This is a genomic window from Candidatus Leptovillus gracilis (genome assembly GCA_016716065.1).
GTDB classification, from domain to species: Bacteria; Chloroflexota; Anaerolineae; order Promineifilales; family Promineifilaceae; genus Leptovillus; species Leptovillus gracilis.
In genome coordinates this window covers 329,924-354,139 of the sequence record JADJXA010000005.1, presented here as the reverse complement: position 1 = coordinate 354,139, position 24,216 = coordinate 329,924, and the positions used below count along the sequence as shown (strand labels likewise).

Annotated in this window: 24 protein-coding genes; 17 read left to right on the top strand and 7 right to left on the bottom strand. The window is 59.7% G+C overall.

Annotation, left to right across the window (positions count from 1 at the left end; genetic code table 11):
- Positions 1–49 precede the first annotated feature (49 nt).
- A complete protein-coding gene (locus IPM39_16220; GenBank protein ID MBK8987597.1) occupies positions 50–430 on the bottom strand; it encodes an MGMT family protein in 381 nt (126 codons plus the stop codon).
- A gap of 86 nt (positions 431–516) precedes the next feature.
- Here IPM39_16220 and IPM39_16215 point away from each other — a divergent pair, with 86 nt between their 5' ends.
- The 4 genes from IPM39_16215 (at position 517) to IPM39_16200 (ending at position 6,177) form a co-directional block, all read left to right on the top strand.
- On the top strand, positions 517–2,943 hold the full coding sequence (locus IPM39_16215) for a Smr/MutS family protein (GenBank protein ID MBK8987596.1): 2,427 nt from the start codon (positions 517–519) through the stop codon (positions 2,941–2,943).
- Between the two features lie 78 nt (positions 2,944–3,021).
- Entirely contained in the window at positions 3,022–3,768 is a 747-nt protein-coding gene (locus IPM39_16210; GenBank protein MBK8987595.1) for an HAD family hydrolase, read from the top strand.
- 404 nt (positions 3,769–4,172) lie between these two features.
- Positions 4,173–4,916: a 1-acyl-sn-glycerol-3-phosphate acyltransferase gene (locus tag IPM39_16205; GenBank protein MBK8987594.1), complete on the top strand. Its 744-nt coding sequence runs from the start codon at positions 4,173–4,175 to the stop codon at positions 4,914–4,916.
- A gap of 67 nt (positions 4,917–4,983) precedes the next feature.
- The gene (locus tag IPM39_16200; protein MBK8987593.1) at positions 4,984–6,177 is read left to right on the top strand and encodes a glycosyltransferase family 4 protein; all 1,194 of its coding nucleotides are present in this window, start codon (positions 4,984–4,986) and stop codon (positions 6,175–6,177) included.
- Positions 6,178–6,263: 86 nt separating this feature from the next.
- On the opposite strand, the gene IPM39_16195 is transcribed toward IPM39_16200, so the two are convergent.
- Genes IPM39_16195 through IPM39_16185 form a run of 3 tightly spaced genes read right to left on the bottom strand, consistent with a single transcriptional unit; the run spans position 6,264 to position 8,995 of the window.
- Positions 6,264–7,298, bottom strand: a complete 1,035-nt coding sequence (locus IPM39_16195; protein MBK8987592.1) for a flippase-like domain-containing protein — start codon at positions 7,296–7,298, stop codon at positions 6,264–6,266.
- 4 nt (positions 7,299–7,302) lie between these two features.
- Positions 7,303–8,466, bottom strand: coding sequence for a CDP-alcohol phosphatidyltransferase family protein (locus tag IPM39_16190; GenBank protein MBK8987591.1), 1,164 nt, complete (start codon positions 8,464–8,466; stop codon positions 7,303–7,305).
- A gap of 31 nt (positions 8,467–8,497) precedes the next feature.
- Positions 8,498–8,995 carry a DUF427 domain-containing protein gene (locus IPM39_16185; protein MBK8987590.1) on the bottom strand — a complete coding sequence of 166 codons (498 nt, stop codon included), beginning with the start codon at positions 8,993–8,995 and terminating at the stop codon, positions 8,498–8,500.
- 255 nt (positions 8,996–9,250) lie between these two features.
- On the opposite strand from IPM39_16185, the gene IPM39_16180 reads away from it, so the two are divergent.
- Both IPM39_16180 and IPM39_16175 read left to right on the top strand, forming a co-directional pair.
- Positions 9,251–10,549: an MFS transporter gene (locus tag IPM39_16180; protein MBK8987589.1), complete on the top strand. Its 1,299-nt coding sequence runs from the start codon at positions 9,251–9,253 to the stop codon at positions 10,547–10,549.
- A gap of 4 nt (positions 10,550–10,553) precedes the next feature.
- Positions 10,554–11,345 (top strand): enoyl-CoA hydratase/isomerase family protein, encoded by a 792-nt coding sequence (locus IPM39_16175; protein MBK8987588.1) that lies wholly within the window; start codon positions 10,554–10,556, stop codon positions 11,343–11,345.
- Positions 11,346–11,547: 202 nt separating this feature from the next.
- Here IPM39_16175 and IPM39_16170 read toward each other — a convergent pair whose 3' ends face one another.
- Entirely contained in the window at positions 11,548–12,066 is a 519-nt protein-coding gene (locus tag IPM39_16170) for a hypothetical protein (GenBank protein ID MBK8987587.1), read from the bottom strand.
- Between the two features lie 191 nt (positions 12,067–12,257).
- Positions 12,258–13,271 carry a DUF4277 domain-containing protein gene (locus IPM39_16165; GenBank protein MBK8987586.1) on the bottom strand — a complete coding sequence of 338 codons (1,014 nt, stop codon included), beginning with the start codon at positions 13,269–13,271 and terminating at the stop codon, positions 12,258–12,260.
- Positions 13,272–13,390: 119 nt separating this feature from the next.
- On the opposite strand from IPM39_16165, the gene IPM39_16160 reads away from it, so the two are divergent.
- The 11 genes from IPM39_16160 (at position 13,391) to IPM39_16110 (ending at position 23,866) form a co-directional block, all read left to right on the top strand.
- Complete coding sequence (locus IPM39_16160; protein ID MBK8987585.1) at positions 13,391–14,434, top strand: alpha/beta hydrolase; 1,044 nt, start codon at positions 13,391–13,393, stop codon at positions 14,432–14,434.
- A 272-nt stretch (positions 14,435–14,706) separates the two neighbouring features.
- Positions 14,707–14,907 (top strand): hypothetical protein, encoded by a 201-nt coding sequence (locus IPM39_16155; GenBank protein ID MBK8987584.1) that lies wholly within the window; start codon positions 14,707–14,709, stop codon positions 14,905–14,907.
- A gap of 40 nt (positions 14,908–14,947) precedes the next feature.
- Complete coding sequence (locus IPM39_16150) at positions 14,948–15,796, top strand: alpha/beta hydrolase (GenBank protein MBK8987583.1); 849 nt, start codon at positions 14,948–14,950, stop codon at positions 15,794–15,796.
- A 66-nt stretch (positions 15,797–15,862) separates the two neighbouring features.
- On the top strand, positions 15,863–16,903 hold the full coding sequence (locus tag IPM39_16145) for a 3-oxoacyl-ACP synthase (protein ID MBK8987582.1): 1,041 nt from the start codon (positions 15,863–15,865) through the stop codon (positions 16,901–16,903).
- A gap of 7 nt (positions 16,904–16,910) precedes the next feature.
- Positions 16,911–17,495: an SDR family oxidoreductase gene (locus IPM39_16140; protein MBK8987581.1), complete on the top strand. Its 585-nt coding sequence runs from the start codon at positions 16,911–16,913 to the stop codon at positions 17,493–17,495.
- 34 nt (positions 17,496–17,529) lie between these two features.
- Complete coding sequence (locus IPM39_16135) at positions 17,530–17,892, top strand: four helix bundle protein (protein ID MBK8987580.1); 363 nt, start codon at positions 17,530–17,532, stop codon at positions 17,890–17,892.
- A 72-nt stretch (positions 17,893–17,964) separates the two neighbouring features.
- On the top strand, positions 17,965–19,473 hold the full coding sequence (locus tag IPM39_16130) for a long-chain fatty acid--CoA ligase (GenBank protein MBK8987579.1): 1,509 nt from the start codon (positions 17,965–17,967) through the stop codon (positions 19,471–19,473).
- A 124-nt stretch (positions 19,474–19,597) separates the two neighbouring features.
- Complete coding sequence (locus tag IPM39_16125) at positions 19,598–20,404, top strand: alpha/beta fold hydrolase (protein ID MBK8987578.1); 807 nt, start codon at positions 19,598–19,600, stop codon at positions 20,402–20,404.
- Positions 20,405–20,489: 85 nt separating this feature from the next.
- Positions 20,490–21,752: a hypothetical protein gene (locus tag IPM39_16120; GenBank protein MBK8987577.1), complete on the top strand. Its 1,263-nt coding sequence runs from the start codon at positions 20,490–20,492 to the stop codon at positions 21,750–21,752.
- 90 nt (positions 21,753–21,842) lie between these two features.
- The gene (locus IPM39_16115; protein ID MBK8987576.1) at positions 21,843–22,259 is read left to right on the top strand and encodes a Zn-ribbon domain-containing OB-fold protein; all 417 of its coding nucleotides are present in this window, start codon (positions 21,843–21,845) and stop codon (positions 22,257–22,259) included.
- 71 nt (positions 22,260–22,330) lie between these two features.
- Positions 22,331–23,866, top strand: coding sequence for a long-chain fatty acid--CoA ligase (locus IPM39_16110; GenBank protein MBK8987575.1), 1,536 nt, complete (start codon positions 22,331–22,333; stop codon positions 23,864–23,866).
- Between the two features lie 121 nt (positions 23,867–23,987).
- Here the strand turns inward: IPM39_16110 and IPM39_16105 are convergent, their stop codons facing one another.
- Entirely contained in the window at positions 23,988–24,209 is a 222-nt protein-coding gene (locus IPM39_16105) for a type II toxin-antitoxin system Phd/YefM family antitoxin (protein MBK8987574.1), read from the bottom strand.
- Between the last annotated feature and the right edge of the window lie 7 nt (positions 24,210–24,216).

The window sequence follows — 24,216 nt, the reverse complement described above, 5'->3', positions numbered from 1 at the left end:
TGATTCCTTTGTGCCTTCGTTACTTTGTCCCTTTGTCATATATTCCCCTTCAGCCTGATTTGCTCGCCAAGATTTCATCAATCTCGGCCAGATTCAGCCCTTCCCATAAATACACCCGCAGGTCAATTTTTAACTCTTCGCTGACGACGACGCCCTCGGCGCGCAAGAGATCGGCTTGCACGTTGGCCCCGTACTCCCGGTTAACAATGCTGATGCGTCCCTGGCTGTTGACCACCCGCTGCCAGGGCACATCCTGATAAGCTGGAGCATCTTTGTCTTTCAGGGCGTTGAGGGCGTAACCGACAGCCCGCGCCGCATGGGGATGGCCGAGTATGTTGGCGATACGGCCGTAACTCGTCACCTTCCCCCGCGGCACACGCCGCACCACTGCATACACCTGCTCATAAAAATTTATCGGCTGCGTCATCATCACACGCTCCTCTCTATCTCCACAGGCCACTTTATCCACCGTCCAGCTTTTATTATAGGCAGCGAATTTCAGTTATACTAGCCCGCATGGATACCAAGAGTCTGTTCACCCTGGAATTTGATAAAGTGCGGCATATTCTGGCCGGTTACACCAGCTTCAGCGGCGGTGAAGAGCTGGCCCGCAGCCTCACGCCCACCACCGACATCCTGGAAGCCCGCCAATGGCAGACGGAAACCAGCGAAGCCGTGCGCCTGCTAGACAGCCACACCAGCGTCACCATCGGCGGCGCGCGCGATGTGCGCCGCTCGGTAGACAACGCCGAACGCGGCTTCACCCTGCTGGCCGAAGACCTGCTGGCCATCCGCAGTACCCTGGCGGCCGGCCGCGACCTGCGCCGCAACCTGCTGAAAGCCGAAGAAAAATTCCCCCGCCTGGCGGAAATTGGCGAGTTAATCGAAGAATGCCCCGGCCTGGTCTCGGCCATCAGCCAGACGTTGGACGAGCGCGGCGAAGTGCTGGACAGCGCCAGTCCTAAGCTGGCGAAACTGCGGCAGGAATTACGGGTGGTACACGGCCGTATCCAGGATAAATTGCAGCGCATCCTGCAAAGCAGCCAAAACCAATACCTGCAAGACCCGTTGGTCTCCATGCGCAGCGGCCGTTACGTAGTCCCCCTGCGCGCCGACGCCAAAGGGCGCATCAAAGGCATCGTCCACGACCAAAGCGGCAGCGGCGCAACGTTATGGATCGAACCGCTGGCGACGGTAGAACTGAACAACGAATATCGCGGCCTGCAAATCGCCGAACAAAATGAAGTCCAGCGCATCCTGGCCGAACTATCGCGGCAGGTGGCCGAACAAGGCGACAGCATCAAGCGCGTCGTCGCCCGCCTGGCCGAGTTGGACCTCATCTTTGCCCGCGCCCGCTACGCCTCTATGATCAACGGCGTTGCCCCGGATTTTGTGGATTGGCGCGTCTTTGCGGCTCCTCGCCCGCCCAAACACGCCAACGAACGTGAAAAATGGACGCCGCCGCCGCCCAATCCCCACCCCGGCTCGGCCATCTGGATCAAAGGGGCGCGCCATCCGCTGCTAGACCCGGCCAGCGTCGTGCCCACCGACCTGACGCTGGCGGATGACATTTTCATCGTCCTCATCACCGGTCCCAACACCGGCGGCAAAACCGTCAGCCTGAAAACCACCGGCCTGATGGTCCTCATGGCCCAATCTGGCCTGCACCTGCCGGCTACCGAAGCCCGCCTGACCATTTTCGACAACGTGTTCGCCGACATCGGCGACGAGCAGTCCATCGAGCAAAGCCTGTCTACCTTCTCGGCGCATGTCAACAACATCAGCCGCATCTTGCAGCAGGTGGATGATCGCTGCCTGGTGTTGTTTGATGAATTGGGTTCCGGCACAGACCCGGCCGAAGGCGCCGCCCTGGCCCAGGCCATCGTCAACTTCCTACGCGACAAAGGGACGACGACCTTCATCGCCACCCATTACCCGGAGCTGAAGCTGTACGCCGGGCAAACGCCAGGGGCGACCAACGCCTCGCTGCTGTTCGACATTGAAACGCTCTCGCCGACCTATGAGATGACCATCGGCTTGCCTGGCCGCTCCAACGCCATTGCCATCGCCCGTCGCCTGGGGCTGGATGAGACCATCTTGGAAGACGCCCTGCGCCTGCTGGGCGCGGGCAGCCACAAGGCGGAGACGCTGCTGGACACCATTTACGATTTGCGCGAAAAAATGGAAGCGGAGCAGGCGGGCACGCGGCTGGCGCTGCGCGAAGCGGATGCCCAGCGGGATGAGCTGGCGGCGCGGCTGGCGCATATCGAAGAAGAGCGCCGTCAGATTTTGGCCGAGGCGCAGGCGCAGGCGCGGGCAGAAATCGAGGCGGTGCAGACGGAATTGACCCGCGCCCGCCGCCAGATTCGGGACGCGGTGTCGCTGAATCAGCTCAAGAAGGTCAGTCAGGAAGTGGCGGCGGTGGAAGAGACGGAATTGAAGCCGATTACGGCCGTTACCCTGCCGCCCAAACCACCCACCAAACAAATCCGCCGCAAGCTGCAAGTGGGCGATACCGTGCTGGTAAAATCGCTGGACCGCAAAGCGGAAGTGGTTGCCATTAGCAGCCACGAGGCGCTGGTGGCGATGGGCCGCCTGCAAATGCGCGCCCGGTTTGAAGACCTGGAGTTTAAAGGGCGACCGATGGAAGAAGAAGAGACAACCGGCTATACCGCCACCGTCGCCGCCGTCACCGGCTTTGAACTGGACTTGCGCGGCAAGCGCGTGGAAGAAGGGTTGGCCGAATTGGAACGTTTTCTGGACACGGCCTTCCTCTCCCGGATGCCCTGGGTGCGCATCATTCACGGCAAGGGCACCGGTCGGATGCGCGAAGGGGTGCGCGAAGCCCTGAAAAGCAACACCCACGTCGCCTCCTGGGAAGAGGGCAAAGACGGCGAAGGCGGCCCCGGTGTTACGGTGGCCAAGTTGGTGGAATACAATTAGAAGCCTGTATTCAGTGTTCAGTGTTCAGTATTCAGTTGAGGTTTACAGAACACGCAACACGGAACACGGAGTAAACTCTTGACCATAAAAGCTGTCATCTTCGACCTGGGTGGGACGTTGATTGAGTATACCGGGCCTTACGATGCCTGGCCGATGTTGGAAACGCCCGGTTTGCAGGCGGCCTATGACCATTTGCGGCAGCAGGGCGACCAACTGCCGGAGTTTGCTGCTTTCCGGGACACTGGCTTTGCGATTTTGCCGGGGAAATGGGAAACGGCCGTATCCGGCGGCCAAAACCTGCGCCTGGTAGATTTTCTGGCCGATATTCTGCACACCTGCTGCGGCGCCAATGGTATCCAACCGGCTTGGCTGGCCGAAGCGGCGGAACTGTACCAGACCGCGCTTTGTTCCCAGGCCCACGCCCTGCCCGGCGCGCAAGACATCCTGGCCCACCTGAAAGCCGCCGGTTACAAGGTTGGGCTGTTGTCCAACACCATGTTTAGCGGCGCGGCCCATATCCAAGATTTGCGCCGTTTTGGGCTGGACGGCTACTTCGACGCCATGCTCTTTTCCGCTGACGCCGGCAAATGGAAACCACAGCCAACCCCCTACTGGCACGTATTGGGCGAATTGGGCGTGGACCCGGCCAACGCCGTCTTCATCGGTGATGCGCCGGAGCATGACATTGTGGGGGCGCACGCCGCCGGGATGCGCGCCGTCCTTATCCGTGCCAGCCAGCGCTTCCACCTGCCAGCCGGGCTGACCCCCGATGCGACGATTCAGAACTTGATGGAGCTAACGGCCGTACTCGCCAATTGGTCTTAGGCGAATTCCGAAAAACAATCGAGTGAAAATTCGATGTATTTCGGAATTCGCTTGAGGCATTTTCGGATTGAAGGCTTATTTAATTCCGAAAATGCGGCATGGTTCATTTCAGTTGATTTGTGCTTTACAAATTTAGCAAAAAAGCGTGTCATGCTGAGAGCCTGTGCTGAGCGAAGCCGAAGCATCCTCCGAAGCATCCCGTTCCTCTGGCGTTAGCGGGATGCTTCGCTCCGAAGACTCCGCTCAGCATGACAATGCCGCGTAAATTTGTAAAGAAGATGTTTCGCCCGATGAACCATGCCAAAAAAGCCTTAACTGCTGAAGTTTGGCGAAAATGACGCCGACTTTTGGCGCAACAACCATCCCTGCACCACTGCTGACGCCATAACCTAATAGGAAACCTTATGAAGTTTATTCGCTTTATGCGGTTAGTCACTCGCCCTATCTTGCGCGTCATCGCCGAGATTGACGTGCAAGGGCTTGAACACATTCCGTCAACCGGCGGCGTCATCGTTGCCTCTAATCATCTAGGCCGACTCGACGCGGCGCTGGCTGTGATCATCTCCAACCGGGAGGACTTTGTCCTGATGGTCGCCGAAAAGTATCAAGAATCTTTCTTCTGGCGCTGGGTGATGAAGCAGTTGGACGCCCTGTGGCTCAACCGCTACGAAGCCGATTACGACACCTTGCGCGAAGTGATCAAACGGATAAAACAAGGCCAAATTTTGGCGATGGCCCCGGAGGGCACGCGCAGCAAGACAGAAACGCTTCAGGAAGGCAAAGAAGGCGTGGCTTTCCTGGCCGCCAAAACCGGCGCGCCGGTCATTCCCATCGCCGTGTGGGGCACGGAAGACCGTATGGTCATTAACAAACTGAAGCGGCTGCAGCGGTTGACGATTCATGTGCGCATTGGTGAACCATGCAGCCTGCCGCCCATGCCGCGCAGCAAGGAACGCGATCTGTTTTTGCGCCGGCAAACCGACGCAGTGATGTGCCAGATTGCCGCCATGCTGCCGCCACAGTATCGCGGCGTGTATGCCGACCATCCCCAACTGCATCTTTTATTGGCCGAACGGGCTGACAGCACGGCCGTTCCCCCCACCGATTTCCAGAATTACCCCGGTCTGTCCGGCGAGACGCCGGCGTAGGGTTGGTGTTCAGTGTTCAGTGTTCAGTGTGTAGGCTGGTAAAGGCGCACTGGACAGTGAAATATGAATGACACACATGCGAATTGCCATGGTCGGGCCGTTTGGCTTTCATCCCAACAAGACAATGCGCAGCCGGGCGCTGGGGTTGGCACGGCCGTTAGCCGCCCGCGGCCATGTTGTGCAAATTTTTATGCCCCCCTGGCATACCCCCGCCGAAGCCGATAAAACCTGGCAAGAAGATGGCGTCTTTATCCGTAACGTGCCCCTGTCCGGTGGAACGCCAGGTATCACCCACCGCCTGACGCGCGAGGTGTTGGCCTGGCAGCCGGACGTGGTTCACTGCTTCAAGCCCAAAGCGTACAGCGGTCTGGTCGCCTGGTGGCTGTGGCAGTTCCACCGCCGCCAGGTGCGCCTGGTGGTAGACAGCGACGATTGGGAAGGTTGGGGCGGCTGGAATGACCTGGCCCCCTACTCCAGGGCGCAAAAACAGCTCTTCGCCCGGCAGGAACGGTGGGGTCTCACGCACTGCCACGCCCTCACCGTCGCCAGCCGCGCCCTGCAAACGTTGGCCTGGGGACATGGCGCGCCGCCGGAGCGGGTGGTGTATGTGCCCAATGGGGCTGGAATTGGGGAACAGGGGAGAGGGGAGAGGGGAGAGTTAAGGGTGAACGGGGAACCTGGACCCGTTTACCATCTTAAAGAAGAGCCCCAACTGTTGCTGTACAGCCGATTGTTTGAGTTTGAGACGGAGCGGTTGGTGGCTATTTTGCGCGGGGTGAAAACGGCCGTACCCCAGCTCCACATCCTTGCCGTCGGCGCCGGCCTCTACCAGGCCGACGCCGCCCAATTCCGCCAGCAGTTGGCCGCCGCCGATTTGTTAGACGCAGTGGAAGATGTGGGCTGGATAGATGAAGCGGCGCTGCCCGCCCTGCTGCGCCGCGCCGACGTGGGCATTTACCTCATGGAAGATACGCTGCTCAACCGGGCCAAATGCCCCGTCAAACTGGCCGATATGGTCGCCCTGGGCATCCCCATTGTCGGCGAGGCGGTGGGGCAGGTGAGTGAATACGTTTTGCACGGCCAAACCGGCCTCTTGCGCTCCCCTGGCGATATACCGGGTCTGACGGCCGACCTCATCCACCTGTTAACCCAGCCGCAGGAGCGTGACCGGCTGGCGGCCAACGGCCGTCGCCATTACGCCGCCCACTTTGCCTGGCCCCACCTGGCAGACCTGGTGGAGCAGGCCTATCGTCAACCATGAGCCTGCCCCTCCCCAACTAACACGCCAGGCAGCAGGCTGGATTTTAGAATTGCCGATTGGTCCTGAGCTTGCCGAAGGTTTGATAATTACTTCCTCCACTGCCGGCCGCCCCACCACAGGCCCAATACACCCAGCAGCACATCGCGGGCGCGGATCAGCAGGCTGGCGCTGAGGCCGGCGGCCGGGTCCAGCCCTAGCAGCGTCAGGGTGAGAACCTGGCTGGCTTCCAGCGTGCCCAGGCCGCCGGGCAGCGGCAGCAGGTAGGCGATGCGGGCGGCGGTGAGCAGGGCGATGGTTTGCACGGCCGTTAACTCCAACCCCAAGAAGCGCAGCATCAGCCCATATTCCACAATCAACAGCAGCCAGCTCAGCAGCGAAACCAGCAGCGCGGCCGTCAGCGCGGCCGGGCTGGATTGGCAGAAAAGGGTCGCCTGCGCTTCGCTGGCTTGCAGCCCGGCCAGCAGCCGGTCGGCTCTGGGCTGCCAGCGGGCGCGCCAGGGCCAGGGCAGGCGGGCCATCTGGCGCAGCCCCCAGGTGACGGGATACCAGCCGCGCCAGGTGGCCGCCAGAAAGAGGAAAGGAACGGCCAGTAGCACGATGGGTAGTACGGCCGTTGTCCCATCCACCATCGCGCCAAACAAACGCTGCCGCATAATCACCAACACGCCCACTACCAGGAAAAAGAAATTGACCAGCAGCTCCAATGATTTGTCCAGAGCGACAGCGGCGACGGCCGTGGCGCGGGGCACGCCATGCCGCCGTTCCACCAGGGCCACCTGCACCGGCTCGCCGCCAAAGTGTGGGCCAGGGGTGAAGTAGCTGACGCCAAACGCCGCCAGACGATAGCCAAAGAGCTTAAAAAACGGAATCGTATGGCCCTGGGCGCGCAAAATAATCCACCAACGGCCGTTTAACGACACCAGCACCAACCCATTCACCAGCGATAGAACCGCCAACCCACCCAGGCTCAACCGTCGCAACGTCGCCCAAACCTCGGCCAGCGAAATAGTCCGCAGCGCCAGAGCTAACAACCCAACCGCCACCACCCAGGGCAGCACAACCGCCCACTTTCGGATGGCAGATTGCGGATTGCGGATTTTGGATTCAAGCCGTTCTGTCACCCCGTCACCCTGTCACCCTCTCCCCTGCCCGGCGCGCCATCCAGCGTTCCTCCGGCTGCCAGAGCGAAAATGCGCCGGTTCCCAGCAGCATGATGGCGATGACGCCGGCCAGGGCCGCGCCATTGGCCCACGTCAGGCCGCGCGTCAGCATGTCGAAGCCCAGGGGAAAGACCAGAAAGATGGCCGCCAGCCGCCCCATCACGCCCAGGGCCGCGGCCGTGCCCGCCGCCGCCATCACCGCCAGCCAGCCAATCGCCCAGGCCGCCGCTCCCGGCAGCCCCCAGGTGACGAACAACGCTGTCCAATCCGGCGGCCACAGCGCCGCCAGACAAAACGCCAGAATCAGGCGCAGCAGCAGCGGCAGCCAGCGCGTGGCCGCCACATAGATGCGCCGCTGCCAGCGCCGATAACACGCCGAGGCCGGGTCCAGGCGACCGGCTGCCACCAGCCAATCACGCAGAAAGCTAACGGCCGTGGCCGCGCCAAACACCACCCCGGCAATCGTCGCCCCGGCTGGCGGTGTGATGGGCCACAACACGGCGCTGAGAAAGCCCATCTGGAAACCGGCGAAGATGCGCCGATGGACGCTGGGCGGCATGTCGTAGATGGGCAGCCCGCGCCGTGCCCGCAGCCAGAGGCCAAAGACAAACAGGTAGCGGGCCAGCCCCAACGGCAGATACCACAGCGGAAGCTGCTCATACCAGACGGCCAGCAGGGTGACAATCAGCACGCTCAGGCCGTCGTATTCCATGTCCAGAATTTCGCCCAGGCGGGTGGCGTGGTTGGCTCTGCGGGCGGCGTAACCATCCAGGTAGTCGGCGATGTCGGCGGTCATGTAAAGGATGGCAGGCAGCCAGGCCAGCCAGCCGCCGGGCCAGGGCGAGAACAGGAAACCGGCCAACAGCGCTGTCGCCAGACCACGATACAGCGTGAGGCTGTTGCCGAGGCCGAGGGTGGGCAAGACGGCCGTTTCCCCCTGGCGGTGGTTGTAGGGTAAATTGCGCCAGAACAGGGCCAGCACATAAACCAGCAGCAGGCCAGACAGCAGCGCCCAGCGCCGCCCGCCTTCCGGCCAGACCCGCCACAAACCCACCGCCAGCAGCAGCCAGACACCGGTGGAAAAAGCGGTGGCAGTTATTGCGCGTTGTCGTAATCCGTCATCCATCATCCGTTATCCGTTATCCGAAATTCATAATTCCTCACCACCCCATACTCCCCAACTCCCCTTTAAACGGCCCTACAACATCCGCCGTAATCCAGCCGCCGTAAAAGTTACCCGGCTGCGGTGTCACGCGCTCGCCATCTACGGTGCAGATGTCCATCGGCGCGGCGTAAAAGGCGACGTGGTCTTTAATGGGCGCGAAGGGCGGCGTGGGCCGGCGGTAGGTCCAGCCCGTTTTCACGGCCTGTTTGCCGCCGACGCTGACGGTGTAATAGCTGGCCTGGCCTTTCCATTCGCAGAAGGAACGGCCGTCGGCCATCACCAGACAGTCCATCTGAATATCTTCCGGTGGGATGTAGTAGACGGGTGGATGGCTCGTCTCCAGCACGCGGTAAGCGCGGTGGGTGTCGGCGATGACACGGCCGTTAAACACGATCTGAATATGCTTATCGGTTCGTTCCAGGCGCGGCGGGCGCGGGTAATCCCACACCGATTCCTGGCCCGCTCCGGGTTGAATGGGTTTAGGTTTGAACATAGGCGCATCCTCTTGCTTGATTTCCATGCCACATTTGCGACATCGGGTTAACATTGTGCCGCAGGATGACGGTAACGGCCGTTGACCATTAGCAACTCTTAATCTCTTTGCACCTTGGCGCCTTGTCGTTAAAAAACCATCAGCAGTTCAACATGAACCGCGGCGCACCACGATGGATGAAAACCCTGGGAGCGCAGGCGTCTCGCCTGCCAGGACGGACGGGACGTCCGCGCTCCCATTTTCAAAGGAGGCAATATGACCACAGCCGCAGATCAGGCAAACCGCAAACGATTCACCTTCAGCAAAACATTTATCGTCGGTTTTGGTTTCTTGGGCATCAGCATCATCTGGCCCATCTTCAACCAGTACATCCCTATCTTTTTGCAGGCCGGCAACCCAGAATTTGAGCGGCAGCTCATCGAAGCGGGGCGTGAAATTCCCGACGTGGTCGGCTTTGGTCTGGCCCCGTCGCTGGCCTTGTTCATTATGACCTGGGACAATCTGATCAACGTCTTTGTCCAGCCGTGGGTCGGGGCCAAAAGTGACCATACCTGGAACCGTTTTGGGCGGCGCAAACCGTGGATTTTGTTGGGTATGCCCATCGCCGTCGCCGGTTTTTTGCTGATCCCGTTCGCCCAATCCGCCCTGGCGATAGCCGCCTTTATTTTGATCACCAATTTTGGCATGGCCCTGTTCCGCTCGCCCACGGTGGCCTGGCTGGGCGATTTGTTCGAGGTGGACGACCGCAGCAAGGCCAACGGCATCATCAACCTGATGGGCGGTGTGGGTGGGCTGCTGGCCTTTTTTGCTGGTGGCTATTTGTATGAGGCGTTTGGCCGGGCGGCGCCCTTTATCGCCGGGGCGGTGGTGCTGATCGCCGCCTCGCTGGTGGCCGTCTGGAAGGTGAAGGAACCGCGGCAAATCACCCTGGACGAGGAGGACAAAGGGGGCAGCGTCATCGCCAATCTCAAGCTGCTGTTCAGCAATCCAGACAAAAGCGGGATATTTGTGCTGGTGAGCATTTTGTTCTGGTTTATGGCCTTCAACGCCCTGGAAGCGGGGTTGTCGTCGTTTGCCGTGTTTACTCTGGGCATGTCGCCGGGCACGGCTTCCATCTACGCCGGTTCGATTACGGTTTCCTTCATTTTGTTTGCCATTCCGGCGGGCTATTTGGGGACGAAATACGGCCGTCGCCATATCATTCTCATCGGTTTATCCGGGCTGGTGGTGCTGCTGCTGGCCGGTTATTTTGTCATTCAGGGTGTGGTCACGTTTATTCTCATCCTGGCGCTGATTGGCTTCTTTTGGGCCTGCGTCAACGTCAACAGCCTGCCATTGGTCTACGACTATGGCGACGAGCGCAAAATTGGCGCCTATACCGGGCTGTATTATTTCTCGTCGCAGTCGGCGGCCGTTTTAGGGCCAACGTTGGGCGGCGTGATGGTGGACACGCTGGGCGACCAGTACCGCTGGCTGTTCATCTTCAGCACGGTCTTCATGGCCTTTGCCTGGGTGACGATGACCCGCGTGCAGGCGCAAAAAGTGAGGAGTTAAGGCGATGACTGAACTTGTTGTAACCCAGCAGCGTGACCAGATATTCGAGATTGTTTTGAACCGGCCGGATAAGCGCAACGCCATCAACCTGGAGCTGTTTGCCCAGTTTGATACGGCCGTTACCCAGGCCAATCGCACCCCCGGCCTGCGCGCCGTCCTCATTCGCGGCGAAGGCCGGGCATTCTCCGCCGGCATAGACGTCAGCAACCTGCTGCTCCTGGCCGACCAGTACGGCCCGCATTGGCAGCAGCGGATGCGGCGTATCACCGACGATTTCCAGGCAGTACTCACCCGGCTGGAACGGCTGGAACTGCCCACCATCGCCCTGCTGCATGGCTTTTGCCTGGGCATGGCCCTGGAACTGGCCCTGGCCTGCGACATCCGCATCGCCGCCGAGGGCACGAAATTGGGCCTGCCAGAATCGCGCCTGGGCATGATTCCCGACGTGGGCGGCACAACGCGCCTGACCCGGCTGGTGGGTCCAGCGCGGGCCAAAGAACTCATCTTCACCGGCCGGCACATAGACGCCGCCCAGGCGGAAGCGTGGGGCATTGTTAATTACGTCGTGGCCGAAGAACAGCTCATGGACAAAGCGGAGGAACTGGCGGCGGAGATTTGCCTGGCCGCGCCCCTGGCCGTGGGCATGGCCAAGCGGGTGATTGACGGCCTGAGCGACGTGGACCGGGGCCTGCAGTTGGAAGGCTGGGCGCAAAGCCAGCTTTTTAACACGGCCGATCTCATGGAAGGGGCGCAGGCGTTTATGATGAAACGGCCGTCTCGCTGGCAAGGAAAATAACCGCAGACGGGAAACGATGCGCGGTGTAACCAAAACGTTACCGCAGGGCGTTCGCTCAAATAAACGAGCAAAAGTCCAATTCAGATTGCCATATCGGTGAAGTGGTTCAGAAGCCAGCAAAACCGATATGACAGCTACAAAAAACAAGCACTTTACCAATCAAATACCGTCAACAGGCCCAATCCACCCCTGGTTAACCGGTTCAGGCCACAGTCCAGTTGGTATACAACGTAGCCGACAAGCCTAACAGAGATAAAATGCGCTGCTGCACGGCCGTTAACGGCGTCGCCTGACAGACCCGCTGCCCGGTCAGATGGATAATGCTCAGGTTGATGTTGTCAAATGCCTCCAGCAGCCGCTCCATCGTCGGTCGAGCCGTGGCCCGCTTGGGGTTGCCGGGGTAGATGCCACTCAGTTCTGACTGTTGGTCGGCCAGAGCGCGACGAGCCGTGTAATCGCCTAAGGCCAGCAGTCGCGCCGCCAGCGAGAGCAAATGAAACAAGCCCTGCGCATGGTCATCCCGCTGGACATAGACCGGGGTGATGGAGAGCATCTTGCCTTTGAGACGGCGGAAAATGTTCTCCTCGATATACTGGTCGCGGTAAGCCAGGACGGCCTCGGTCAAAGAGAGCGACGCCTGCGGCGCATTGGTCAGGTAGATACGCCAACCGGCCCGGAACAGCGCCCACTCAATCGCCGCCTCGTCTCGCTTGACCTGCACCTGGTAGCGAATGTCTTGCTCTTACTCGTGCCGGTTGACCGCGATAGCCGCGGATGGCGCGTTCTGTGACCTGGCGAGTGTAGCTGACCGGCAACAGACCGGCCACGCGATACTGCTTTTCAATAGCGGCAATGGCTTTTTGTAAACTCGCTTCATCGGTGATGGGGCGTTTACCCGCCCTGGCGCAGGCGTTAAGTCCCGCAGCGCCCCTTCCGCTTTGGCAGCCGCTGCCGCAAGTTCGCCTGTTCGGTCTGTTGGTAGCTCAACGAGCGCACCACCAGACAACGCTCCGACCAGACGACATGCTGTGTGCCCACCCCAGCCTGATGGGCGCGGCTGACCTCGAATCCTTCGGCGATGGCCAGGGAGCAGTCAGGCTCTTGTCCCTCCTCAGGCTCATCGTCGGGCAGGAAAACCGGCATCGCCGCGCCGCCGTCAGCCCACCACCGGCGCAGGTACTTGTCCAGCAGACCCGGTTCACTCTTGCCATCGGGCAGGGGCGTCAGATAGTGGTCATGGCCCGCCGCAATCGTCGCCGGTGTCAGCGCGCTCATCTTGCTGTCGCCGACAATGAGCAGTCCATTCCGGGCCAGCATCTCTTTCACCCGCTGGTAGCAAGGCACATACAGCGGGTCATCGGCCCGATTGCCAGGAACCACATCCAGCGCCAACAACAAGCCCAACGGGTCGAGGCTGGCCAGCATCGCTTTGAACTGCGGTTCATAGACCCCTTCTTTGTTCTTCCCCACCTGAAACAACAGGTGACCCGCCGGGTCGTGATACACGCCGGCGGTTGTGCCATCCAGCCGCACGATGTTCACCGACCGCAGGTCGTAAACGCGCAGCAACCGATTACCCAACAGGCTCTCGATCCGCCGCCACTGGTCAGGCTCGTGCAGTTCCCGCAGACAAATCGCCAGTCGGTCATCGGTGAAGTCAAGCTCGGTCACGTCCTGTCCGGTCAACTGCCGCAAAGAAACCTGATGGGTTGCCACCCACTCTTGAACCCGATCCATCCGATGGTTGTACGCCGAGATGATGTGGCTGAGCCAGATGGAGATCACCCAACCCATGCTCAGTCCCTGCCAATTCCCGTGCGGTTTGATGACGGTATCAATGGTGGACTGAATGCCCATCTTTTCGATAAACCCATACAAGAGCGGCAGGTCATCCAGCCGTTCAACACTGATTGTGAATTCTGGCATAGTCATGCCGCCAATTTTACTATTTACCGCTCAATTTGAGCGAACCTCGAGTTACCGGACTGTGTTATGATAATGCGGTAAAAGTTCCCCGTTATTTTGCAAATAAGGAGAAAACCCACATGCCTACCGTCCCAACTTTACCTGGAATTACCTCGCAGATGGTTCCCACCGGCCGGTTAATCGTCCACACGCTGTTCAGCGGCCCGGAAGATGGCACGCCGGTGCTGTTCATCCACGGCAACGTCTCTTCAGCCACGTACTGGGAAGAGACCATGCTGGCGCTGCCGGCCGGTTATCGCGGCATCGCCCCCGATATGCGCGGCTACGGCGATACCGAAACGCTGCCTATAAACGCCACCCTCGGCTTTGGCGACATGGTGGCAGACATTCACGCCCTGGTACAGGCGTTAGGTCTAACGCGCTGCCACATCGTCGGCCACAGCATGGGCGGCGGCATTACCATGAAATACGCCATCGCCCACGCCGCCGATTTGCTGTCCATCACCCTGGCCGACCCGATGTCGCCTTATGGCTATGGTGGCAGCAAAGGCGAAGATGGCGCGCTGACCTACGACGACGGCGCGCCCACCGGCATTAATCCTGAATTTGTGCAGCTGTTGGCCGCCGGCGAGTACGGGCTAGAAAACCCCATGTCGCCGCGCAACGTCTTCCGTCAGTTCTACGTCAAACCGCCCTTCATCTCCGAACGGGAGGACGCGCTGATCAGCTCCATGCTCACCACGCGCATCGGCGATGACTGGTATCCGGGCACGTCGGTTCCCTCCACCAACTGGCCCGGGGCCGCCCCCGGCGACCGCGGCGTGCTGCCGGCCTTCAATCGCAAATATTTCAACGCCAGCGCCCTGGCAACCATCGAGCCAAAACCGCTTATCCTCTGGATTCGCGGCGCCGATGACTTGATTGTAAGCGACATGGCGCTGTTCGACTTGGCAGCGTTGGGGGCGATGGGCGCGGTGCCCGGCTATCCCGGCGTGGAGGAATGCCCGCCGCAGCCGATGGTGGCGCAAACGCGGGCGGTGCTGGAGGCGTATCAGGCCAATGGCGGCGCGTACCAGGAAGTGGTGATTGCCGACGCCGGCCATTCGCCATTTCTGGAGAAACCAGCGGAGTTTAACGCCGCTTTTCATGCCCACCTGGGTTGATGGGTTGGCCGCAATGACGATATGAATGAAAGGTCTGCTGCCTGATGGGGTTGCAGACCTTTTTGTTGGGGAGACAGTTTTGTGGAGTACGTTTTGCAAGGGCAGTGGGCCAGCATCTGAGGATCGAGTTTGCCTGAGTACTATTTGCCTTCGCCAGTAGAAAAATCCCCTATTTAGCCAATCTGCCCAACCGCTAACCTGCCCATTTGTAACTTTTGTGTAACCGGCCTGTGTTACAGTTCCCCTGCTGCAGCACAGCAAAGGGAAAAGTGATGTCTGAAACGGCCGTTACCTCTTTCATCATCCGCTTCATCCAGGAGCAAGACGACAACGACGCCACCTGGCGCGGCCTCATCCGCCACGTCCAGACCAGCGAAGAAATCCGCTTCACCGACATCGCCGACGCCCTCAAGTTCATGGCGAATTATGTGGACCTGGAGACAGAGAAGAAAGAACGGGCGATTGGAGAGTAGAGGATGTTGCCAATCTCCAATCGCCATTTTCGAGCAAAACATGGACCACTACGCACAAGTCAACAACCTGCGCCTGCACTATCTGGACCGCGACGGCGGCGATCCCGCCTTGCTGCTTTTGCCGGGGCTGACGGCCAATGCCCACAGCTTCGATGGACTGGTCGCGGCCGGGTTAAGTCCCTGTTTCCGCACCATCGCCGTAGATTTTCGCGGGCGCGGCCTGAGCGACAAGCCGACGACCGGCTACAGCATGGCCGAATATTGCGGCGACGTGCTGGGGCTGATGGATGAACTGGGATTGGATACGGCCGTTCTCTGTGGTCATTCCTTTGGCGCGCTCATCGGCCTGATTCTGGCCGCGCAGCATCCCGAGCGCTTCAGTCACCTCATCATGCTCGATTCCTCCCACCTGCTCATCACCCCAGAAACCGTGACGCTGATCAAGGCGTCGTTGGATCGCCTGGGCAAGACGCTGCCTTCGATGGACGCTTATCTGGCCGCCATGCGGCAAATGCCTTATCTGCAAGGCTATTGGGACGACTGCCTGGAAAGCAACTTCCGCGCCGACGTGCGCGTGAACCCGGATGGCTCCGTGCAGCCGCACGCCACCCCGGCCATTATTGCCGAGACCATCGAACATGAGTATGCCGAACCGTGGCTGGAGAGTGTAACGGCCGTTACCCAACCCGTCCTGCTGCTCAACGCCCCCAACCCCTACGGGCCGCCCGACGCGCCGCCTATTTTGTCGGCGAAGATGGCCGGGGAAACGGCCGTGCTCTTCGCCAACTGCACTTATCAACAAGTCCCTGGCAACCACATCACCATGCTCTTCGGCGAAACCGCCCGCAAAGTGATGGACGAAATAAGAGATTTTGTTTCAGGAGATTAGAGAGTGGAGATTGGAGATGGTAACGGGTCAGCTACCAATCTCTAATCTCCAATCTCCCCCATGCTTATGAACAACCAACCATCTGTAGGAATCGTTAGCACCGGCACGTATTCACCCCCCGGTTATCTCACCGCCGCCGACATCGCCGAACTCAGCGGCTACCCGGAATGGGTCATCCGCGACAAGTTAGGCATCACCAAAAAGCACGTCGGCGGGCCAGACGATCAGCCCAACGAGATGGGCATCAAGGCCGCCCTCGACTGCCTGCAAGACAGCGGCGTAGACCCCCAAGAGATAGACGTTGTCCTCTGCACCACCGAGGAATGGCGCGAATACTTGCTCTGGACCTCCGGCATCCACCTGGCCTACGAAATCGGCGCGACCAATGCCTGGGCGATGGACATCCACACCCGCTGCGCCACCACCGTCGGCGCGATGAAAATGGCGAAAGACATGATGATCGCCGACCCCGAAATCAATACCATCCTCATCGCCGGCGGCTACCGCGTCAGCGATTTCATCAACTTCAAAAACCCGCGCACCACTTTCCTATGGAATATCGGCAGCGGCGGCGGGGCGATGCTGCTGCGCAAAAACCACCCGCGCAACCACGTCCTGGGCAGTCACCTCATCAGCGATGGCTTCATGAGCAAACACGTCATCGTGCCCGCCAGTGGCACCATCCACCATCCCACCGACGAAGCGGTGAAAAACGACCAGTTCTATTTTGATCTGGTGGAGCCGGAATTGATGAAGGACCGCCTGAACGCCGTGAGCATGGACAATTGGGTGAAATGCGTGGACGAGGCGCTGCGCAAAAGCGGCCCCCGGCCCGACGGCCGTTCCTACACCAAAGCCGACCTGGACTTCCTGAACATGGTCCTCATCAAACCCTCCGGCCACAAAGAGATGCTGGAGCGCCTGGGCCTGACGGAAGAGCAGTCCGTCTACCTGCACGACATCGGCCACACCGGCGAGCAAGACGCCATGTTTGGCATCCGCGAGGGTCTCAAACAAGGCCGCCTGAAAGATGGTGACCTGATGGCGATTGTGGCGGCCGGCATCGGCTACGTCTGGGCGGCGGGCATTGTGAAATGGGGCGAATAACCGGCGGCTGAAAGCCGTACCGTTGCAGAAGTGGGTGGATGCGGTGGTGGCGGAATACGGCCGTATAGACATCCTCGTCAACAACGCCGGCGTCCTGCGTGACGGCCAACTTGTCCGCGTCAAAGACGGCGAACTGACCGGCATGATGTCCGAAGCCGATTTCGACCTGGTGATCGGCGTTAACCTCAAGGGCGTCTTCAACTGCACCCAGGCCGTCGCCCCGGTGATGATTAAGCAGGGCAGCGGCGTCATCCTCAACGCCTCCTCCATCGTCGGGCTGGATGGCAACTTCGGGCAGACCAACTACGTGGCGACAAAATCGGCCGTGATTGGCATGACCAAAGTGTGGGCGCGTGAACTGGGCAAGTTCAACGTGCGCGTCAACGCTGTCGCCCCCGGCTTCACCCTCACCGAAATGGTGCAGCAAATGCCGCAAAAAGTCCTCGACGGCATGATCGCCCGCACCCCCCTGCGCCGCATGGGCGAAACCCGCGACATCGCCAACGCCTACCTCTTCCTGGCCTCCGACGAAGCCAGCTTCATCAGCGGCGAAACCCTGCGCGTAGATGGCGGCATTGTTGTCGGCACTTGATTTCGGATTGCGGATTGCGGATTGGGAGGCGCGCGTGGACCAGGACGTCTTGAAAAAACGGACGAAGCAGTTTGCTTTGCGCGTCATTCATTTGACGGAATCATTACCCGCAGGCAAAACGGCCGATGTGATTGGACGTCAGTTGTTGCGCTCAGGCACTTCCGTGGCTGCCAACTATCGCGCCGCCTGCCGTGCCAAATCCCCAGCCGATTTCATAGCCAAAATGGGTATTGTTGAAGAAGAAGCCGACGAATCAATTTATTGGATGGAGTTACTTGTTGAAGCAGGTATTGTGAAAGAATCTTTGTTGCAGCCTCTTATGCAAGAAGCGAATGAACTGTTAGCCATCACCGTAGCCTCTATCAATACGGCGAAGAAACGCAAAACAAAGGAATAATCTCGGATTGCCACTGCGCGAGCGGGTAAAAAATCCGCAATCCGCAATCCGCAATCCGCAATCGGAGAGTTTATGGATGCGGCAGATTTGTTAACCAGCCGGGCGCGGTTGACGCCAGAGCGAGAGGCGCTGCTAGAGTTGGAAACTGGCATTCGCTATACTTATGGTCAGCTGAATGCGCGGGCTAATCGCTGCGCCAACTGGCTGCGCGGCTATGGCGTGGGCTATGGCGACCGGGTCTCGATTCTGGCGCATAACAGCGTCGTTTACCTGGATTTGTTCTATGGCTGCGCCAAAATCGGGGCGATTTTTACGCCGCTGAACTGGCGGCTGGCCGTGCCGGAACTGGTCTACATCGTCAATGACTGCACGCCCAAATTTTTGCTCTTTGGCCCGGAATTTGAGGCGACGGTACAGCAAATGCGCGCTGGCATTGCCGTAGACCATGTCGTCCCCCTGTACCGCTACGAAGAAGTGCTGCCCGGCCACTCGGTTGAGGAACCGTTACGGCCGTTTGACCTGACCGGCGAATCTACCCACTGTATTTTGTACACCTCTGGCACAACCGGCCGGCCGAAAGGGGCGATGATTCCCCAGCGGCAAGTAATATGGAACTGCATCAACACTGTCATCAGTTGGGGCCTCATCGAACACGACGTCAGCCCGGTTTTCACCCCTATGTTTCACGCTGGCGGTCTGTTTGCCTTCCTGACGCCTATCTTCTACATCGGTGGGCGCATCGTCCTGAGCAAAGGGTTCGACGCCGAAGAATCGCTGTGTGTGATTTTAGAAGAGAAATGCACCGTCATCCTCGGCGTGCCGACCCTCTTCCAGATGTGGCAAAAGTCGCCCATCTACGCCAGCGCCGATTTTAGCCATGTCCGCTTCTTCATCAGCGGCGGCGCGCCCTGCCCGCCCCAACTTATCAACCAGTGGCGCGAAGAAAAGGACGTCGTTTTCCGCCAGGGCTACGGTCTGACCGAAGTCGGCCCGAATTGCTTCTCCATGACGGATGAAGAGAGCGTGCCCAAGACCGGCTGCGTGGGCAAACCCATCTTCCACAGCGCAATGAAGCTGGTGGATGAACATGGCGACCTTGTTCCGGCGGGCGTAACGGGCGAACTGTGCATCAAAGGGCCGCACGTCACCACCGGCTATTGGAACAACCCGGAAGCGACGGCCAAATCGTTGGTGGACGGCTGGTTCCACACCGGCGACATGGCCCGCATGGACGAGGATGGCTTTTACACGATTGTCGGCCGATTTAAGGACATGATCATCTCTGGCGGGGAAAACGTGTACGCGGCGGAGGTAGAGGCGATATTTCGGGAGCATACGGCCGTCGGCGAAGCCGCCCTCATCGGCAAACCCGACGACCAATGGGGCGAAGTCGGCATCATGATCACCGTCCTCAAACCGGGGCAGTCCGCCACGCCAGAGGAACTACAGGAATTTTGTCGCGGCCGTCTCGCCCGCTACAAAGTCCCCAAAGAAGTCATCTTCGTAGACGAACTACCATATTCGCCCTATGGCAAGGTGGAGAAGATCAAACTAAAAAAACAATATATCGAGGTTCGGTGAGGTGCAGGCCTTGTCATGCTGAGGTCCCCCGAAGCATCCCCTTTTCTTGGTATCACCAGAGCGTGGGGATTCTTCGCTCCGCGGACTCCGCTCAGAATGACGTGCTTTTTGATTGGAGGGCAATATGCCAACGCTAACCGCTAATGACATCAACATTTATTACGAAATTCATGGTTCCGGAAAACCGCTGGTATTGATTTCCGGCCTGGGCTACAACCAGTGGCAGTGGCACAAGATGGTTCCGGGGCTGGCTGAGCATTTCCAGGTCATCACCTTCGACAACCGCGGCGTGGGGCAGACAGACGCCCCGGCCGGGCCGTACAGCGCCGCCATGCTGGCCGCCGACACCATCGGCCTGCTGCGTGAATTGGGCCTGCCGAAGGCCCACGTGATGGGGCACAGCATGGGCGGTTTCATCGCCCAGGAGATGGCCCTGAGCTACCCGGAGATGGTAGATAAGCTCATTCTCGCCTCGACCAACTTCGGCGGGCCGCGCCACCAACCCATCACCCAGGAGGCGATGGCGGTCTTGATGGACGTCACCAGCGACCCGGTGACGCGCTTCAAGAATGGCCTGGCTGTTAGCACCGCGCCCGGCTGGAGCGCCGCCAACGGCCCGATGATTGACGAGTGGCTGGGATGGCGCGTCGCCAATCCCATCAACCCCGTCGCCTATCAGGCGCAAATGGCAGTTGGTTTGGGCTTGCTGGCAGAAGCGGCCTGTTTTGAGAATCGGCTAACGGCCGTGCAATCGCCCACCCTGATTCTCTTCGGCGCCCACGACAAAGTGGTGCCGCCCGGCAACGCCGACCTGCTCGCGGCCAAAATCCCGTACAGCCAGGTCCACATCCTGCCCAACGCCGGCCACTTCTTCCCCATCGAAACGCCGGACGAGGCGAATGAAACCATCATTGGATTCTTGAGAGATTAGCAGACGATCCGCAGATTACGCAGATTAACGCAGATTGAGAGGGAAAATCTGCGAAATCTGCGGATAACTCTTTGAGGAGGAGTATATGAAAGCACGAAAATTAGGCCGAGGGGTGGCCGTCGTGGGCGTGGGGATGAGCCAGTTTGGCGCATTCCCTGGCAAGACGACGCGCGACCTGTTTGTGGAAGCGTTTGTGGAGATGCGCGGCGCGGTGGATAAGGGGCTGGACCCCAACGACATCGAGGCGCTGTTCATTGGCAATTACAGCAGCGAATTATTTGAGGGGCAGGGACACACCGCGCCCATCATGGCCGATTGGGTGGGGCTGACGCCGCGCCCGGCGACGCGGATAGAAGATGCCTGCGCCAGCAGCGGCGTGGCCTTGCGCCAGGGCGTGATGGCCGTGGCTTCCGGCCTGCACGACATGGTGCTGGTAGGCGGCATCGAGAAGATGACCAATCTGCCCATCGCTGCCGTGACCGATGCGCTGGCAACGGCCGGTGATGTGTTGTATGAAATCCCGGCCGGGTTCACTTTCCCTGGCTTTTACGCGACAATGGCGACGGCCTATATGCACAAGTACGGCGCGTCGGCGACGGCGCTGCTGCGCGTGGGTATCAAGAACCACGAGAACGGCGCGTTGAATCCCAAGGCGCAGTTCAACCAATCCATCGGCCAGATTATGGAGAGCAAGCGGGTGGCGGCCTTGAAGAAAGGCAAACCCGCGCCAGAATGGGCCGACGAAATGGCCTTTATGCAAGACGATCGGGCCAATCCGATGATTGCCTGGCCGCTGCGTTTGTTCGACTGCTCGCCGGTGACGGATGGGGCCACGGCCGTTCTCCTCGTCTCCGAAGAAATAGCCAAACAGTTCACCGATGACCCCATCTACATCATCGGCAGTGGGCAGGCGAGTGATAGGGCGCTGCACGGCCGTTCTGACTTGACCAGCATCGGCAGCGCCAAAGCCGCCGGCAAAGTGGCCTACGAGATGGCCGGCGTCACGCCCGACGACGTGAAAATCGCCGAAGTCCACGACTGCTTCACCATCGCCGAAATTTTGGCAACCGAAGACCTGGGCTTCTTCGCGCCCGGAACCGGCCACGAAGCGGCCGAGGAAGGGCTGACCGCCCGGCAAGGCCCCAAGCCAATCAACACCTCTGGGGGACTTAAATCAAAGGGGCATCCGGTGGGCGCGTCGGGCGCGGGGCAGGCGGTGGAAGTCTTCAAGCAGATGCGCGGCCAGGCTGGCCCGCGCCAGGTAGACCGCGATGTGAACCTGGCTCTGACCCATAACGTCGGCGGCACGGGGCAAACGGCCGTTGTGCATGTGTACGAGCGAAGATAGAAGAAATTGTGAATTGTGAATTGTGAAGTGATTCTGAACTTCACAATTCACAATTCACCGTTCACAATTCACAATTCAGGAGCGAATGGAATGAGCGATAGGCCATTTACAGAGAGTTCTTTTCAGGCGTATTTGCGTGAGGGCAAGTTGATGGGTTCGCGTAGCGCGGTGACGGGCAAGGTGTATGTGCCGCCGCGGCCGATGGACCCGGAGACGTTTAGCCAGGCGATGGAATGGGTGGAGTTGTCGGGCGAGGGGACGCTGGCGGCGTTTACGGCCGTTTTCATCGGCCCCACCAGCATGGTGCAGGCGGGCTACGACCGCAATAAGCCCTACATGTCCGGCGTGGTGCAACTGGCCGAAGGGCCGATGATCAGCGCCCAAATTTTGGGACTGGACGCCGTCCATCCCGACGTGAACATTATTGGCACGCCGCTCACCGTGCAGTTCATCCAGCGCGGCGAAGGCGACGGGCAGCGGGCAGTGCTGGCCTTCCAGGCCGGCTAATTTCGGATTTCGGATTTCGGATTGGGGAATCTTCCCAATCCGAAATCCGAAATCCACAATCCGAAATCATTATGTACCACTTCGATTGGATTAAACGACACGCCGAACGCACGGCGGACAAGCTGGCGTTGGTGGATGCGTACACCGGACAGCAGTGGACGTATGCCGAACTGGATGCGCGCATCAACCGGCTGGCGAATTTTATGCAGCGCCAATTGGGTTTGCAGCAAGGCGACCGCATCTCCTTGCTGGCGCAGAACAGCGCCGACTATTTTGTGATTTTGTTCGCCTGCGGGCGGTTGGGAGTCATCCTCAATACGCTCAACTGGCGGCTGACCGCGCCCGAACTGGCCTACATCCTGGCCGATTGCACGCCGTCGGTGCTGTTTTATGAGGCGATGTTTGCCCCGGTGGTAGACCAACTGCGACCGGAATTGCCCATCAAGCAGTTTGTGGTACTGGGCGAGAGCGCGCCGGCGGGTGAATGGGTGTACGAAGCGGCGATTCAAGGGGAAACGGCCGTTCCGCCCACCTCCCCCCGCCTCACCTACAACGACACCTGGGCCATCATCTACACCAGCGGCACGACCGGCCATCCCAAAGGGGCGCAAGTCACCTATGGCAACTTCTTCTACAACGCCATCGGCATGGGGCAGGCCATTCAGCTAACCGCCGATGATGTGAACCTCAACGTCTTGCCCACTTTCCACATCGGCGGGCTGGGGCTGTACGCCGGGCCGACGCTGCACGCGGGCGGTACGGTGGTTATTATGCGCGCCTTCGACCCGGCGCAGTTTATGGCGCTGGTGCAGCAATATCAGGTGTCGGTGCTGCTGCTCGTCCCGGCCATCTATTTGATGCTGAGCCAGTACGCAGGTTTTGACCCGGCCAAAGTGTCTGGCATTCGCCATTGGGCCAGCGGCGGCTCGTCGCTGCCGCCCAACCTGGTGCATCTGTTCGCCGCGAAGGGCATCATCATCCAGCAAGGCTTCGGCATGACCGAAACCGGCCCGACGGTGTTCATCATCACCAAAGAAGATGCCGTGCGCAAGGCGGGTTCCGTCGGCAAACCGGTGCTGCACACCGACGTGACCATCCGCGACCGCGAGAACAACGTCCTCGGCCCGAACGAGGTGGGCGAGCTGTGCATTCGCGGCGGCAACGTCACCAGCGGCTACTGGAACCGGCCAGAAGCAACGGCCAAGGCGCTGATTGACGGCTGGCTGCATTCCGGCGACGCCGCGATGGTGGACGAGGAAGGGTTTTACACGATTGTGGATCGCTGGAAGGATATGTACATCTCCGGTGGCGAGAATGTCTACCCGGCGGAGGTGGAGAACGTGATTTATGGGCATACGGCCGTTGCCGAAGTAGCCGTCATCGGTGTGCCACACGCCAAATGGCAGGAAGTGGGCCGCGCCCTCATCGTCCTGAAGGAAGGCCAATCGGCCACCGAGCAGGAGATCATTGATTTTTGTCAGGGCAAACTGGCCCGCTACAAAATCCCCAAGTCGGTGGTTTTCGTGGACAAGCCCCTGCCGCGCACGGCGGCGGGAAAGGTGCTAAAGCGCGAACTGCGCGAAGAGTTTGGGGAAGAGGTAGTCTGATAACGGTTCGATAGGAGTGTGATGTGGCTTACAAACTGATCAGAAGACAAGTCATGCTGAGGTCTTCCGAAGCATCCCCTTTACCTGAGAGGAGCGGGATGCTTCGCTCCGAAGACTCCGCTCAGCATGACAGACTGCTCAGTGGGTCATCAAAGTCGTCGGGCACGGTGAATTCGCCGGCGCAAAGGCCATAGGGACGTAGCTGTGAAGCTGAAGTTGAGACCGGTTTGATTTCGGCAATCGGTTTATCGTCGCGCAAAATGACCAGGGTTTCGCCCTGTTCGACGCGCAGCAGATAGCTGAGAAAATCATGCTTAACTTTATCAACGCTTATCGTAATCATGAACTTA